The sequence below is a fragment of the Chitinophaga sp. YR627 genome, from assembly GCF_900114995.1.
Lineage (GTDB): Bacteria > Bacteroidota > Bacteroidia > Chitinophagales > Chitinophagaceae > Chitinophaga.
This window is the reverse complement of sequence record NZ_FOUX01000002.1, coordinates 862,163-880,262: the sequence shown is the minus strand read 5'-3', so window position 1 is coordinate 880,262 and position 18,100 is coordinate 862,163. Positions and strand designations below refer to the sequence as shown.

Here is an 18,100-nt window from a genome sequence, read left to right as displayed (position 1 = left end):
CTGGCCGGTGCGTGTTAGAATTATTCACACATTGATAAAAAAGTGCATATTTTTTTGCAGAATAATTTCTTCCGTACTAATTTTGTTTCGTGTTTGAGAAACACCAAAGTACCCAAAGTAGATGGTGTTTAGTTGTTATAAATTGGTTCTATGCCAGTTATGACTTGCAACGTAAACGATAAAAGAAAGACATCATATCCTATGAGAGAATGCTCTGTGATTTTAGCAGCTGCTTCGTAAAGATTTGTTAGCCGTTTTACTTAATAATTTATTTAAGTAAGTGTTGGCCCTGATTGGATCGACTGTTTATAGTTAACGCATTCATTTATATTTCTTTACAAGGGACAATATATAATCCTGACAAACAATAAGCTGTCAGGCCTATATCGCGTTCGCGTACGGTAAGATAACCTTATACCTATAGAATAAATATACCTCGATGATAATTGAGTTTGTTGCGAGAAGGAAAAGAAGCATTGCCAATTTTATGCTCTTCCTGCTCTATTTTGAAATTGTAATTCCTTCTAACACAGTTATTGCACATGGGACAAGTATAAGCGAGCCAGCAGCCCCGTTGTCAGGCAACGCATATACTAAAAAAACAACTGTTCCTATTCCTCCTGCAACTGTTAAAGTGCGATCTTCGGCGTCATCACCTCGTTATATAGGAGGTCCGACACAACCAGAAAGCCAGTCATTCCATTCTATCAATGGTGACAACATGGTGGACCTTTTCAGTGGGGATTTTTCCTACAATATTCCTTTACTGGATGTCGGAGGTTATCCCATCGCTATAGGATATAACAGTGGCATCAGTATGGATCAGGAAGCAAGCTGGGTGGGATTGGGATGGAATATTAACCCGGGTACCATTACACGAAACCTGAGAGGTATTCCGGATGATTTTAACGGAACGGACACCATCAATAAAACAGTCAACATAAAGCCAAGTAAAAATGTAGGAGTTACTGTTGGTGCAAGCTTCGAACTGGCGGGTATGCCAAAAGCTTCCAACCAGAAGTCCGATAGCGGATTAGGGGTGAACCTTGGTGCCAGTGTTGGAATCACACATAGTAATTATACTGGTTTCGGTATTGAATCGGGGCTGAATGCGAGTATAAACGTAGGCGCCAAAAATATGGGTACGCTTACATCTGGCTTGTCGTTCACTAACAGTTCCCAGGGAGGTATCTCCGTGGGCAATTCTCTCTCCTGGGAAGTTGGTAAGCAGGAGGCGATAGAAAATATGAACCACGCGGCATTCAGCGTTTCCAGTTCTTTGTCAGCCAATACCAGAACAGGCCTTAAATCGTTGACATCATCAGCCGGCTTAAGACAGTATACTACTTCTACAAAGAACAACAGGCAGGGAAGCAGTGGTGCATTCGATACTGAAATGTCTTTTGCACATCCCTCTTTTACTCCAACAATTACAGTACCATATACCAGTTCACTTATTAGTGTAACAGCAAAATTAGGTGGTCTGGTAAAGATCCTGGATGGGAATATTTTTGTGAGCGGTTATGTATCCAAACAAGGCATAGAACCAGAAGATCGCCAGCTGGCAATTCCGGCGTTCGGATATCTGAACTATCAGAATGCTGATCCATCTGGTGGTGCATTGCTCGATTTCAATCGCGAAAAGGACATGCCTTACCGGGAGAAACCGGAAGTTCCGAATATAGCTGTGCCTTCATATACCTATGATGTTTTTTCGATGTCCGGTGAGGGCACAGGAGGAATGTTCCGCGCTTACAGAGGTGATATTGGTTTTGTATATGATCATCGGATGAGGACAAAAGACAGATCCGGGCGTCTTAGTGCAGACATCGCTGCGGGCGATCTCGTACATTGGGGTGTTGACCTGAACTTAAACCGTTCTTATACAGAGAATGGTCCATGGAGAAGTATGAATCCGCTGTCTTCGCTTTTGTCTTTCAGAAAGTCTGACAAGCAGTTTGAAGCAGCGTATTTCAGGAATCCGGGCGAGAAAGCTGTAAACACAAAGGCTTTTTATGATAATATAGGTGGCGACGATGTTGTAGCAGTGGAATTGTATCAGTCAAGCAAAAGCAGTCCGTATATTACTCCGACAAATATCCTGAACAGATATGTGAATAAAGTGAGAGCAGGACAGCAAACAATGAGCCCTGATAATGTTTATAAAAAGAACAGGGACAAACGTACGCAGGTCATATCCTACCTGACAGCGGAGGAGGCAGGTGTTGCCGGATTATCTAAATATATTGACAACTACAGCATCAATAATTATGGCGCAAGTAATTGTAAGCTTGAATTACCGACAGAAACTGATGCTGGGCCTAACGGACTCTTCGCGCAGGTTTATTCAGGCAAAAACTTTGATGGACTGATTTATTCCAAGGTAGACACGATCATCAACTACCAGAATCAGGATGAGTTCAATAATGCCAGGCCTGCAGGCGCACCGACGGTGAAGAATAATTTTTCGGTTCGGTGGACGGGTAGGATAAAAGCAGACGTTACCGGTACTTATAAAATAGTAACCCATTCCGATGATGGCGTGCGACTTTCTATCAATGATTCCATGTTCATTAATCGTTGGAATGATCATCGTAAAGCGCCAGATACAGCCACAGTGAATATGGTAGCCGGTGAGTTATATAATATCAGGCTTGAATATTACCAGGCTAAAGGAAAAGTAACACTGCAGTTCCGTTGGTTTTATGCCGGTCTGCCATTGTTACCTATCCATGGTAAGAGCCTTTATCTGATGCCAGCTACAGATACCTTTCTTGTGGGTAACGGACAACTGTCAAGAGAAAAGCGTATAAACGATTTCCGGAAAAAAAATCATATCTCCGAAATCAGTGTTTTAAACAGTGACGGCCGCCGGTATGTATATGGTATTCCTGTATATAATCTGAAGCAGAAAGATGTCACATTCTCAGTAGATGCCGCCGATGGAAATGCTAAGAATGGTCTTGTGAAATATAAGCCTGGTGTTGATAATACCGTTAATAATACCAAGGGGAAAGACAATTATTTTAATAAGGAGGAAGTGCCTGCCTATGCGCATTCATTCCTGCTGACAGGGCTGTTGTCACCTGATTATGTAGATCGTACCGGAGATGGTATTTCTGATGATGACCTTGGCGATGCTGTTAAGTTCAACTACTCGAAGATAGCGGGGATTAAGAATCCTTATAAATGGAGAACTCCCTATACAGACAGCGCAGCCTATAATGAAGGTCTGCGGACAGACAACCGTGACGACAAGGGTAGCTATGTATATGGGGAAAAAGAGATCTGGTATCTCAATTCAATTGAGTCCAGGAATATGATCGCTACTTTCAAACTCAGCGATCGTGATGACCAGCCATCAATAGACGAAGATGGCAAAACCTCTTCAGCGAAGGTATTAAAGAAGCTCGATGAGATCAACCTTTATATAAAGGCGGACTATCGTCGCGATCCCCTGAAAGCCAGACCGGTTAAAACTATTCACTTTACATATAGTTATGATCTTTGTAGCGGTCTTGTAAAAGGCAGCAGTAAGGGTAAGCTTACGTTGAAACGTATCTGGTTTACCTATAATGGTAACAATAAGAAGGAGCGTAATCCTTACATATTCAATTACAACGCAAATAATCCATCTTATAATCTTAAATCTTACGACCGTTGGGGGAACTACAAAGATCCTTTGCAGAATCCAGGATCCTCAACCAGTAATCTCCTGACCAATGCAGAGTATCCTTATGCGTTGCAGGATAGTACCCTGGCTGCAAAAAATGCTGCCGCATGGACACTGGATTCCATCGTGTTACCCTCGGGTGGCAGGATGAAGATCGACTACGAGAGTGATGATTATGCGTTTGTGCAAAACAGGCGTGCGGCAGAAATGTTTAAAATTGTAGGCTTATCTGACAAAAAACCAGAGACGCTGACGGATCTTGATACAAAATTATATGGGGGCATTAATGACTATCTGTTTGTCTCTGTCAGACTCCCAAAACCAGTGACAAGTAATGCAGAATTATATAGCCGCTACCTGGAAGGAATGGATACACTGTTCTTTAAGGTGTATGTGAAAATGCCAGGAGACAAGTTTGGAGACGGTTATGAATATGTATCCTGTTATGCTAACCTGGAGCCTGGAACTTTCGGTTATTATAACGGAGGTCAGACTATGTGGCTGAAAATGAAAGCTATTACCCAATCCGGCGAAACAGGCAAGCTGGGAAGTATTTATAGTCCGCTTGCAAAAGCAACTGTTCAATACCTCCGTCTTAGTCTTCCGTCGAAAGCTTATCCCGGTTCTGACGTGGGGGACGACATCGATTTTGGAGATGCCGTTAAAATCCTGCTGTCACAAGCCACGAATGTACTTGAAATGGTGACCAGCTTCGATAACCTGGCCCGTTCTAAAAACTGGGCCAGCCGAATTGATACTTCCAGATCATTTGTACGACTGAATAGTCCTTACTATAAAAAATACGGTGGTGGTTTACGTGTGAAGCGTGTTCGTATTTATGACCATTGGGATAAGATGACAAACCAGCGCGAATCGGTTTACGGTCAGGAATATCAGTATACCACAACCCGTGCGGTGAACGGTATTGAGAGTACTATCAGTAGTGGGGTAGCGACTTTCGAACCGGCAATTGGTGGTGAGGAGAATCCGTGGCGCCTTCCTATCACTTATAAAGAGCAGGTAGCTGTACTGGCGCCGATCAGCATAGGATACACAGAGAAGCCATTAGGTGAAACCTTCTATCCTGCGCCATCTGTAGGTTACAGCAAAGTTCGTGTGCGTACTATCCATGCAAAGAATGTAAGGTCTGCCAATGGTTATACCGAAACCGGTTTTTATACCAGCTATGATTTCCCGACGCTCACAGATATGACGATGCTGGCAGATAGTAAGAAACGTTATAAACCACTATTGAGCAATTTCCTGCGTATTAATGCCTGTCATTTTGTAGCTGTCAGCCAGGGTTTTAAAGTAGAGTTGAATGATATGAATGGGAAGCCTCGTTCAAGTGCCACCTATTCAGAAGCAAATGCGCAGACACCAATTGCATATAGCGAGAGTTTCTATAAGGTTGATAACCAGAATTCGATATCCAAACATCTGAATAATACCGTGATGGCAATTGATGAGCGGGGCGTGATAGATAGCACAGCTTCTATCGGTAAGGATATTGAACTGATGATGGATATGCGTGAACAACATTCTGTTACAAATGCACTTAATCTAAATCTAAACGGTGATAACTTTACATTTCCATTCCCGCCAGTATTTCTGTTGCCTACCTTATGGAACCTTGGCCAACGTGAGGAAACGAAATTCCAGTCAATTGGTGTTACAAAGCTTATCAACCGGCATGGTATTCTGGACAGTACTGTTGTAGTGGACAAGGGTAGTAGTGTGGGTACCAAGAACCTTTTATTTGACGCAGAAACAGGTGAGCCTGTATTGATCCGCACGTATAATGAGTTTGATGATCCTGTATACAAATTCACTATGCCGGCCGCATGGATCTACGACGGCATGAGCGGTGCATATAAGAACATTAACACGACCTTATCCGGTATCTATATCAAGCAGGGTAAGATTGTAAAAGGTCTTGATACGTTAAAGACAGCTGCCGATTATTTCACTTCCGGTGATGAGATCATTGTAGCTTCTAAACCGCAGACAGGAGGAACAGATTGTAATCCTGAAATAGCCACCTTCGCCGCGTTGACTACATTATATGCGGTGGATGCAAATCTTCAGACAGAAGGCGCAGCACCTGATATTTATTTTGTTGATCGTAATGGTACTCCATTCACCGGGAATGATCTCAAAATGAGAATAATACGTTCAGGAAGAAGGAACATTGCAGCGCAGACTGGACAGATCACATCCCTGAATAATCCACTGATAAAAAATGCGTCTGGATATTCCCTGGTATTGGACAGCAACAGAGTTGTTGCTTCTGACATCGTGACATTCGGACAATTCTGGAAAGTGACGGACAATCTTAAAGCAGCCACTGTAATGAATTGCGTTCCTGTTAGCTATGAAGAATACGCAGGTGGAAATACTTGTGGTACGAAATACTATACGAACGTAGAAACCAGCCGTTCGCTCCTGCGCTCGGACTGTGGAAAAGGTTTTGGTTCTACTTCTATTACCTATGTCGTTCCGGCGGGAGAGTATACGTCTGTTATCAGTCAGGCAGATGCAGATGCCAAAGCAACGGCCGATCTTGATATGAATGCGCAGGACTACGCAAACGCAAATGGTATATGTCTTCCTTACTATTATAGTATTGCATTCAGCAAAGATTTCCGTAAGAACGATTGCAGCGGAGGTACAGGATCTCTGGTAACGTACCAGCATCCTGCACGAACGGATTCCTCGCTGGTAAGCCAGGCACAGGCGGATAGCCTTGCTTTGGTGAGAGCGAATGTACTGGGACAGGCGTACGCCAACCAGAACGGTATTTGTCCGGTTAGTGCGACCGTTACATGGAGCTGTTCTGATAGAGGATGTACACAGCAGGGAAGTGTTACTTTAGTCTTTAAGTTCCCGGAACCGACGACCACTGACATAGTATTATTGTTTGGAGAGTTAAGGACCAGTCCTAATGGCGTACTGTACAGAGGCTCTAATTTATTCACACCTCCGGCAGGTTCAAAACCAGGAAGTGGTATTAACTCGAGCTCACCTTTTATCGTCAGGATTCCAGCCGGCGTACAAACGTTCACAACATCTGGCCTTATTTATCTACAGGGCTTCGAAGGAAATAATCTTTATGAGTGGAACTGTCAGTCATGTCAGGCTCCTGTAACGGACTTTTTCATTAAATCATTGACCGATGGGTATCCTGCTGACTTAAAAACGGGAAATGCAGGTGTCGTAATTCATAATCTGCCATGACCGGAAAAATAATGCCATCGCAGTTACAAAAAGCGTCTCTTCCTATGAAACAATATAAAAAACGCCACCTGGCAATTAAAGTACTGATCGCCTTCCTGCTAATAGCAGGAGGTGGCAGTATACAAAATAAAGTAGCAGCGCAGACTTCGTGTACCTGCGATTGCCTGAAGCCATTGTTTGATTACCTGATCACGTCCAATAGACTGCTGACGAAGGAGTCCGAACATGTCGTGATCGCATCTCTTATCAAAGACGCAAGAAATGCCGGATATAATATTTCGTACACACAATGTGCGATCCTTTATAAGAATATCAACAATAACTTTTATGCATTGACTGCTGATACTATTGGCACACAGTACAGGGCCAGGGTCGGTGACTGTGAGGTGTCTCTGACATCTTCGGCAGGTAATATCAGGTTTGATAGCCTGCGAAGTGATGCCTGTACAGGTGCTGATGTAGTGACATATCATAGATCGGGATCCTCTGGCTCCATCGCTCAGCTTAAGATCGGGACCTGCTATACCTGCGAGGTTAAGCCGGCAGGTAACTGTTATAGTGCAGTTACCGATACGAGTGTAAATCCATATGTAAATGGGATGGCTGGTAACTGGAGGGTTTTGAGAAACTATAAAATGTATACAGACAGGAATGAGATTGCAACGACTGTGGCAGCACATGCCAGAAGGGCTGGTACCATCGCTAATTTCACCTACTACTACAAGTTGGACAACAATAAATGGGTAATTCAACCGGACACTGTAAGATGGCTTTGGATGGGTGAGACAACCCTTTATGGTCGCAGAGGGCAGGAAATGGAAACAAAAGATCCACTTGGAAGGTATAGCAGCGGACTGTTTGGGTATGATGATGCCCTGCCTGTAGCTGTGTCAGAAAACGCAAGGTACAGAGAGACCGTCTTTGATGGTTTTGAGGATTATTTCCTAAAAGATACTGCCTGCCGTGTTGTTTGTGAAAGTCTGCGCGGTTTTGATTTTTCTCCTTACAAGAGCCATTTTGATACGACACAACAGCATACCGGCCGCTATAGCCTGAAAGTAGACGCTGGTGCCACCTACGGTATTGGTACTGCTTTCGTGAACGCTGACTCTACAACGTTCCGGATATCATTTAATACAGACAGCAGCGATTGTAAGGATAAGAAACTTGTATTGAAAAGTATCAGGGTAGGTAAAGAGGTATTGTTGCCTACTTTTTCACCATTGGCTGGCAAACGCCTTTTGATGAGTGCATGGGTAAAAGAAGGGGCTGAATGCAAAGGTTCTGTCTATACTGGTAATCAGGTTGTCATTACAATAAGAAGAGCTACTGATAGCGTCTCCATCACCGCTGTTCCTGCCGGTAACATTATTGAGGGCTGGCAACGATATGAGCAGCCGATAGACGTACCGACAGACGCTGTCAGTATCACGCTTTATCTGCGATCAACAGGATCTGTGCCGGTGTATTTCGATGACATTCGCCTGCATCCTTATAATGCCAACATGAAGTCTTTCGTGTACAGTCCGGATGATCTGAGACTGATGGCTGAACTCGATGAGAATAACTATGCCACAATGTATGAATACGATGATGATGGTACATTGATCAGATTGAAGAAAGAAACGGAAAGAGGGATCAAAACGATAACGGAAACAAGGAACTCCCTCCAGAAAGAAGTGTTACCATAATCATTCATTGTGAAAATAACTGACAGATGAAACGAATTTTACAAATAAAGGCCATGGCAGCAGCCATTGTAAGACGGGCGTTGATACCTGTTTTACTAAAGCGCATTCCTATACTGTTGCTTTTACTGGCGACCACTCATACTCAGGCACAAACGCTTTCAGTGCTCAAAGGATGGCTTGATGGCAGTAAGGGACAATTAGCAAAAGATTCTTTTGTATTAGTTCAGGATACTGCATATTTCAATCCTACATTGCAAGCTAAACTGGATACGCCATACCAGGTTAAGAATATAATTACATTTAAGCTCAATGAATATGCCAGGGTATTATTGCCAGTAACGTTTACTGCTTCGGTCAACGTTCGTATTATCTATACCCGGCCAGATTTTATACTGGATTCTGTGGACAGGACCCTCAGTATTAATTATTCGGACACCAGTGCTTACACCAGCAGAAGCAGTTTTGTTTTCAATAATGCACATAGTGTTAATGTCAAAGTATTAGGACTGACAACAAGTGCGCCACCACGTGTACTATCTGCATTGCTGCTGGAGAATGAAATTGATGCACAGATCACTTATAAGTTGTCCTGTGCCAATGACGGTGTGAAAAGTATCAGCATCGAAGGCAACATTCCCGCTAATACAGACTCAACAGACGAACTTAGCGTAACCTGGCCGGTTGTGACAGGGGCTGATGTGTATGACCTGGAATGGTCATATATAGATTCTACCGCACTGCTGAGTGGTCGTTATGGAAACCCTTTTAACAGAGAACTGATTTTCCGTAATAATGCCAGCAGGGTTACACTAGCTGGCTTCAGATACAGTATACCATTGCTTTATGATGATGGGGGGGTATTATTCTTCCGTGTGAGAGCCGTTCAGGAGAGACCAGACGGCAGCAGAGTCGAAACGGCCTGGAGTTCTATATATTCCGGAGGTATGGGGCAATTCAGCTTCACCGGGCATCAGCGTGCCCTGAACTGGCAATCTTCGGTCAGCTATGCTGAAGATGGAAAGCGTAAGGCGCAGGTAAATTATTTCGATGGTAGTTTACGCAGCCGGCAAACAGTAACAAAAGATAATACTACTAATACAACTATCATAACAGAGTCAATGTATGACTATCAGGGACGACCTGTTATAAAGGTATTGCCGGCACCTACCTTAAGTACGGTGATCAAGTATTCACGCAACTTCAACAGGAGTGTCAACGGTGCGGAATATGACAGAGGAAATTATGATACGCTTATAAATCCGGCTGATTTTCTGTCTGAATCGGCAAAGCCAATGTCTACAAGCTCTGGTGCTAACCAGTATTATTCACCGGATAATCCGGAAAAAGATAACGGCATTAACAAATACATCCCGGATGCAGGTGGATATGCTTTCACAGAAACATCCTATACACAGGATAATACAGGCAGGATCAGTCGCGAAGGGGGCTTAGGACCAGTTCACAGACTGGGAAGTAATCATGAAACCAAATACAGCTATGGTACACCAGGCGACAATGACCTGGACGCACTCTTTGGAACAGAAGTAGGACCTAAAAACCACTATTTTAAGAATATCGTGGAAGACGCAAATGGTCAATATAGTGTAAACTATGTGGACATGTACGGGCGAACCATAGCCACTGCATTGTCTGGCGTACCAGATAGTGCGAATCTGGCAGGACTTTCATATAACCCTATTATTTCTTATACAGACACGTTGTCAAGAAGTAATAACAGGATTGTCAAAGATCTGGTGATGGAAAATATTCAGACTCAACTAGTGACAATTGAAGATGATTATTCCTTCAAGTATCAGCTAAATGCGCCGGTATTACAAAGTAAAAGCTGCATTAATGGCGCTACTATTTGTTATAATGCGCTGTATGATCTGCAGATAACAATCACAGATGATGCCTCTAACCAACGTCTGGGAGGTAAACCTTTTGACACAGTATTCCATAACTATACACCAGGAACAATACCGACAGGCTGTGGAACACCCGGTTTTAATATCAGCTTCACAAAGCACCTGGTACCTGGTAGTTATCAGATCTCAAAACGCCTGGTAGTAAATACAGATGCGCTGGACTATTACAGGGATAGTGTTTTTGTTAAGAATCAGGTATGTGTGACCCTTGAGCAGTTCATTCAACAACAACGGGATAGTATCAGCCGTGACACTACAGCTTGTATTCCAGACTGTAAAACATGCCGGGATAGCGTAGGTACCTGGGATGCATTCCGGATCAAATATATGATCAAGGGCGGTATTGCAGCAGCAGATTCGTCCAGGTACAGAGGTGCGGCCTACGCTGCATATGAGTCAGCAGTAAATGCATGTGACATTTTGTGTGATGCCGGCTCCGAAATAGGCGCTATCAGGAATGCAATGCTGCTGGATGTAACAGGTCCTTATGGTCAGTATGCTACGCTGGACTCGGTAAATGCATATTCTGTATTCTATCACCGTGATGAGACCGAATTACCTCCTTACAGCAGGGATTCGGTTATTTACTATGATGAATCAGGGAAAAGAGATACGGTATACGATGACCGCAACGATACATATGTTATTCCACAGAAGTTAGATCCTCAGCAATTCATTGCTAAGTTTAAGACATCGTGGGCGGAGTCATTGCTGAAATTCCATCCTGAGTATTACAAGCTGCTTGAGATGGAGAAATTCAAAGACAGCTATATATGGGATAAATCATTCGAAAGCGTAGAAACATATTCAGAAGCAAAGGCAAAGGGATATCTTAATCCTACTGCCAATAACGGCTTTTATTTCCCTGCGGTATTGGCCAATAAAGATCCTCTGGCAGTCTCACAAAAAGATGCACTGGAAAACAAACTGAACAATGCCAATGGTGGCAGTGGTACCAGCCAGCTGTCAATGTGGAGTATGGCGGCGGTGAGTATGAAGTGTTCTGGAGGAAGTCTTACCTGCTATCAGCAATATAATACGCCTGCAAAAGCCTTCGATTCGACGTTAATGTGTAAGGGTGATCTGGATATGTCATGGCGTTCTTTCCGTCAGATGTACCTGACGACCAAACATAACATCATTAATGACAGAGTTAATAATGTCGTTTATCCGGAATATCCGAAAGTAACCTCAGCACAATTGTCGGCGGCGGGTAATCAACCGCATTTCTATATTGCGTCTGAGGCGCTTGCAGAGAATGGTGGTGGATTCCTGAATAGCACTGATACAACCGTGCTGAAGGATTCAATTGCCGCAAAATTACAACGCTCATATGATGAGAATTGCCGTAGTTATGTACAGGCATGGGTTAAGCAACTGGCGCCTTGTAAATATGATTCGATCGTAGTGAGCGACTATATCATTCCGACCCTTCTGGAGATCTGTAAAGAGGGTTGTGATATAGACCATCCTTACGGAGCAAGTTCGGTCAGACCATCCAGTACTTATGAATACAGAAGTTTCCAGCAGTTTTTAGAGGATGCAAACAGTTGGTTGGGCGTAACAGATCCTTTTGAATGTAATGAATATATTGTGACGATCCCGGCTCCATATGATAAACAGCCGGTACTTACAAACAGGCCGACCTATACATTACCTGCAGATTGTGAATGTGGTCAGCTCAAAAACCTGCAGGCAGAATATCAGGCGCTGAAGAGGCCTTCAGATATTACGTTAGCTACTTATCTGAACAGAACGAGAGGTACCTCTTTATCAGAAGTGCAGGTGCAGCAGCTGCTGAGTGCATGTAACCTTCCTACCGGAGGAACCTGCAGCTATTTTGAAGAACCATTGATCATCCCGGCTATTATGCAATGTAATGTTGCTCCTGCCTGTGCAACATGTGATATGGTTAATAAGAGCCTGGATGATTTTAAACGTCTGTATCCGGGTGTTACTCCACAGAGAGTAGATACCGACTCCTCTCAATTGGCCAAAAACCAGCTTTTTGTTAACTATATGAACAATCAGTTGGGTATGACCAAGCAAATGTGGCAGTATCTGGATTTCCTGGATACATGTAAGTTATATCCTTATAAAGACACAACCGTTTGCCGTGGAGGACAGCAACTGATCCATACTTACAGCTCCGGAAACCTGGATTCAATCTATGACGTCATCCGTACGCCGGACAATGGGTTTTTACTTGCGGGTTCCACAATGATAGCGAACAATAACAATAACGCTTATCTGATAAGAACAAACAGTAAAGGCGATGTATTATGGGCGAAGCACTACGGAAGTTTTGGCACTGATAATTTTTTAAAAGTCAGGAATACTACCGATGGAGGGTTTATCGCAATGGGTACTATTGCCATGGCGCCTGGAGCTTTCCAACGAGGTGGTATGATCGTGAAACTGGCAGACAATGGTAATGTTACGTGGAGTCGTCGTGTAGGATTGAACACTACCTGGGGAGAAACAGGTGCTGACATTATCCAGGCCTCAGATGGAAGCTACGCCTATGTTGTCAAGTACAATCTTGCGGATAACGTAGCTGACTTCATGGTTGGCTCAATGAGCGCTAATGGGACATCCAACTGGATAAGACGATTTGGTAAGAGTAGCGGTGATGAAGGATATGCTATTGTGCAGAATGCAGATACGCTCGTTGTCTCCGGCTGTTCTTATATATCAGGTCTTACAGGTTTTAATGGGTGGTTACTAAAAGTAAACAGGAACAGTGGGATACTGATAAGGGCTTACGGGTATGACATCGGAGAACCTGAGGGTAAGGTAACTAACTTCTCCAGCTTCCTTTATAAGACCAATAACGGGTATATGGTCAATTATTCTGCCGGATCCAACAATGTATTACGGCAGAGTATACTAAATGTAAATAACAATGGCGAGGTGATATCAGCGCGGTTGTTGTCAAGACCCTATAACAGGGGCGTGGGGCAGTGGATGCCAATGGTGTCAGATGCCGATGGCAATGTTATGGCAGTTCAGAATACGGTCGTTCCGGAAGGTTATATGCCTGTCTGGGAGAAGATCAAGGCAGATAATACTGTGCAGTGGTCGCTTCCGCTAAAACTGGACAGTTCTACCTATATGAACAAGGTTATTGAAAATGCAGATGGCGGGTATGTAACAGCTGGTGCATACGGGCGTAGTGCAATGATGTTCTTCATGCCGGCCTCAGGATCTGTTGCGTGCAGGGATGCTGATATTCATGACACTTTTGATGCTACAAAAGTGGTTGTGGACCTGAACCTCTCAATAACGGCCAACAATGTCATATCAGATACAGCAGTGCAGGCATTCAATCTGATAGCTACTAACATGTCGCCTGTTCATAGGGCGCTGAATTGCTCAAGCGGCGATAGTTGTATTCGCGTAAGCCGTGGACCGTTGCTTTGTGGTAATGCTAACCCTGTGTTTGAATCAACAGATCCTAATACGATCGATAACTGTTCGGATAACGAGTTTTTTGCGGTCAGTAAGGGAACAGAATTGTTTAACGCTTACAGGGACTCAATAATGAACAGCTTTGATAAGGCTTTCATAGATAGTTCCATGAATGGTGGGCTGAGAGAAATTTTTACGGTTTCATATAAAACCTCTGAATACCACTATACTTTATATTATTACGACAGGGCGGGTAATCTCATAAAAACAGTTCCACCTGCGGGTGTGGTTGTTAATCGTACCGCTGCATGGCTGAATAGTGTCAAGGCTGCAAGAAGAGCTGGTACTGAAAGGCTGCCTGCGCATACGATGTTGACTAACTATCGTTATAATACTTTGGGTAATGTGACAGAGATGTTGATGCCAGATATCACGCAACCTCATAAATATGCGTATGACCGAATTGGCAGACAGGTATCAGCGAGGGCAATCAATCCGTCAAATACGCTCCTGACAGCGTACGACAATATTGGACGTATAAGCTGGACTGGTACGACTCCTTCAGCTTTGTTGAATGCAGTTAGCCGGAATCCGTATACATTAGCAGCATATTATGAAGCCGCCAATCCTACCACCATTATAAAAAATACATATGATGAACCGCTTCAGCCATTAGTAGGTGTTATCCTGAGCCCACGAAATCTCAGGAACCGTGTAGCATGGAGTGCTCTTTACTCTTCCCTGAATACACTTAATGCGGGTGCATATTCAGCAGCGACGTTTTATAGCTATGATATACATGGAAATGTGGATACACTAGTACAGGATTTTAAGATTGGAGGAATGGCCGATGCCGGTAACAGGTGGAAAAAGATGGTATACACGTATGATCTTATCAGCGGTAAAACGAATAGTATAGCCTATCAACCGGGTCAGATTGATGCATATTATCATCGTTATTTCTATGATGCAGAAAATAGGTTGATAAATGTCGAAACCAGCCGTGATAATATCAATTGGGATAACGATGCATATTATCAGTATTACAGGCATGGCTCACTGGCCAGAAGCGTTATTGGTGAGCAGCAGGTACAGGGTATTGATTATGCCTATACATTACAGGGATGGCTCAAAGGCATAAACAGCACCTCCGATATGCCTGTATTTGATATGGGAAGTGATGGCTCATCGACGTCGATTGTAGCAAGGGATGCTTTTGGTGTTGCATTACATTACTATGGACCGAGAGACTACAAGTCTGTAAGCGGTATAACGCCATTTGCTGATGCAGATGTTGCAGGTAATAATTTTAAACCGCTTTTCAATGGTAACGTTGCAGCGATCAGTCAGAATTTACCAGCGATAGGTACACCTTTATTATATACGTATAGTTATGACGTATTGAACAGGCTGGCAGGTGCGCAGACCGCTAAAGGGTTTGATAAAACAAATAACGTATGGACGCCTGTGGAATTACCAGACTTTAAGGAAGATGTTACTTATGATCCGAATGGTAACATTACTACATTCAACAGAAGTGGTAATAACAGTTTTGCTGGTAAACCAATTCAGATGGATAGCCTGGTCTATAATTATATAGCAAATACGAACAAGCTATCATATATTTCAGATGTCGTCCCATCGTCCAACTATGATAATGATATTGACAATCAGTCTCCAGGCAACTATACTTATAATACAATAGGTCAGCTCAGTTCAGATGCAGCTTCCAACCTTAGCACTATTAATTTTACTGCTTATGGTAAACTGAGACAGATTAATTCCACCACTTCCGGAGCAACGCTTTATACATATGACGCTATTAATAATCGTATTGTTAAGTCTTCAGGGGGGATTGAAACCTGGTACGTAAGAGATGCCACTGGAAATATAATTAGTATTTACACAAAAGGAGATAATAGTATCAATGGTGGACAGCTCACACAAAGAGAGGTGGGACTCTATGGATTAACCAGACTTGGTATTCATACTTTCAATACGAAGGTTCAAAATGTATCTTCACCTGAGCTGGTAAAACTAAATGGACTTGGAACAGGTATTAATGTTAATTTCGTCCGGGGAAGCAAGTTGCTGGAACTGAGTAATCATCTCGGAAACGTACTGTCTACCATTTCTGATCGAAAGGTTGCCGTTTCCTCCGATGGAAGTAATGTAGATTACTACAGATCGGACGTGGTGTCCGCCCAGGAGTACTATGCATTTGGTATGCAGGCGCCGGGCAGAGGATTTAACAGCAATGAATATCGTTATGGCTTTAATGGTAAAGAAAATGATAATGAGGTCAAGGGTGAGGGCAACCAGCAGGATTATGGAATGAGGATCTATGATCCAAGAATAGGGAAGTTTTTGAGTGTTGATCCTTTAACGGCTGAGTATCCAGAACTTACGCCTTATCAATTTGCAAGCAATAGCCCGATTTCAGGTGTCGATTTAGACGGGCTAGAATACTATTACGCAGCCGATGGTAAATTCTTAGGACACAGGACAACTGACTCTAAAGGAAATGCATTGCCACTTGAGGTTTCGAATGGTGTAAGAGTAGCGGAAAGTGTAATGACGCAGGGGGGATTAACATTTTATCTGGGAGTAAGGGATTTGCACACGGATATAGCATTATTTACAAGAATAGCAGGTTTAGCTTATTCAGAATCAGGTTACAGTGATAATGTTATAAAAGGAATTCCATTTGCTATTATGAATCATCATAAACAATTGAAGAACTCTGGAGCAAGTAGATATGGTGAAGATTGGCATCTTAGTAATACATTGTTTAAGATGAGGAATAGATGGACGGATGATCAATATGCAAACGAAACTCATTATGGTGCGGACGGAAATCCTGCATTTCGTAATTTCCTGGGAATAAATTTAGGTGAAGATCCTGATTTGCTTAAAAACGTTTCGGTGAGAAACGGAAATGCGCAAATGAAACTTGCTTTTGAATATACTATTAAAGCATTTCAATATCAAGCGCACAATGGTAAAGATCTGGATTTTTCTTATGGAGGAATCGGGTGGCAGGGTGTCGATATTTTTAACAGTGCAGATTGGAAAAAGTGGTTATATGTTGACCAGGAAATAAAATCATTTGGGTTCAGTAATTGGAGCAATTCGTATAATCTTGATGCCTCACTTTTCCAGGCAACAAAAGTTTTTCAAGGAGGAAGCAAAGGCAAATCAGGAAAACATTTTGGATCAACTTTGTTTTATAAGTCTACAAAACATTCATTTTCAACTAGTAAAACTGGCCAGCTTTGAGAAACATTCTTATTATTTTCTTATTTGGAGCGTCCTTTATATTTGAGGGATGTAATAATGATAGAAATCCTTCGTCTGATAATAGTCATGATAGCTCAGCGCTCAAAAATCAGAAGGTTGTGGACACTATTCAAAATGATGACTCTTTCTTTGCTGAAACACCAGGTGGAACATTTGATCCATCATATACTGAAAAGAAGGTACATCCCTTTCTTTATCATTTTAATGATACTACAGATGTAGTTTGTTTTGAGGACTCAATACAAGGCGATTTTTGTAGATTATATCTTAGAAGTGATGTTGGTGTGGTTGATTCAACCGGAACACCGGCAGATATCCCGATGCTAAGTAGTATTAATAATGATAAGAAAGCTGTAATAGTAGTAAATGGTGAAAGCATTAAGTTGCGGTTGAAGATTAAAGATTCAGAAATTATGTTGCCAACTTATATTGGAAGCTTTTCGAGGTCAGAAAGAAAATTTCTTTTAATAAAGATGATGCTTGTGTCTGCTATGTCAGGGTATTACTGCTATAATTTGTTATTGGAGCTCGATGAAAAAGGAATCGTTATTAGCCAAAAAGGCATTGAAACAAACGGGGAAATAAGCTTTAAGCAAGTTATTGATAGTATTTAGTATTGTTTGTTCTAATTATACTTTTTAGTATCTCTTACTTAGTTGTTTCGAGACATAAATAGTTAATGATAATTCTTACATGTTTAGTCTCCAGACTTAGTAAAACAGCTGGTGAAATAGTCCAGCTGTTTTATTATGACCAGTTGTAAAACTTATCCGAAATAGATATTTGTGCAACAAGTTGTTGGAATATTATAGTGGAAGAATATTTACAAGTGGACATTATCGTTATAGCTTTAATTGATC

The 18,100-nt window shown here is 42.5% G+C and carries 4 protein-coding genes; all 4 read left to right on the top strand.

Annotated features, from left to right (window positions below; all coding sequences use genetic code 11):
- The first annotated feature begins 439 nt into the window (after positions 1-439).
- Genes BMZ72_RS12120 through BMZ72_RS12105 form a run of 4 tightly spaced genes read left to right on the top strand, consistent with a single transcriptional unit; the run spans position 440 to position 17,854 of the window.
- Positions 440-6,910, top strand: coding sequence for a DUF5977 domain-containing protein (locus tag BMZ72_RS12120; RefSeq protein ID WP_089808598.1), 6,471 nt, complete (start codon positions 440-442; stop codon positions 6,908-6,910).
- 44 nt (positions 6,911-6,954) lie between these two features.
- Positions 6,955-8,601: a hypothetical protein gene (locus BMZ72_RS12115; RefSeq protein ID WP_089808595.1), complete on the top strand. Its 1,647-nt coding sequence runs from the start codon at positions 6,955-6,957 to the stop codon at positions 8,599-8,601.
- A 26-nt stretch (positions 8,602-8,627) separates the two neighbouring features.
- Complete coding sequence (locus tag BMZ72_RS12110) at positions 8,628-17,219, top strand: RHS repeat domain-containing protein (RefSeq protein WP_143087676.1); 8,592 nt, start codon at positions 8,628-8,630, stop codon at positions 17,217-17,219.
- On the top strand, positions 17,216-17,854 hold the full coding sequence (locus BMZ72_RS12105) for a hypothetical protein (protein WP_089808591.1): 639 nt from the start codon (positions 17,216-17,218) through the stop codon (positions 17,852-17,854). The genes BMZ72_RS12110 and BMZ72_RS12105 overlap by 4 nt, the downstream gene beginning before the upstream one ends.
- The last annotated feature ends 246 nt before the right edge of the window (positions 17,855-18,100 follow it).

Bases quoted from the DNA above. Each gene is read 5' to 3' on its own strand.
- BMZ72_RS12120 (WP_089808598.1), top strand. From the start codon at position 440: ATGATAATTGAGTTTGTTGCGAGAAGGAAAAGAAGCATTGCCAATTTT.
- BMZ72_RS12110 (WP_143087676.1), top strand. From the start codon at position 8,628: ATGAAACGAATTTTACAAATAAAGGCCATGGCAGCAGCCATTGTAAGA.
- BMZ72_RS12115 (WP_089808595.1), top strand. From the start codon at position 6,955: ATGAAACAATATAAAAAACGCCACCTGGCAATTAAAGTACTGATCGCC.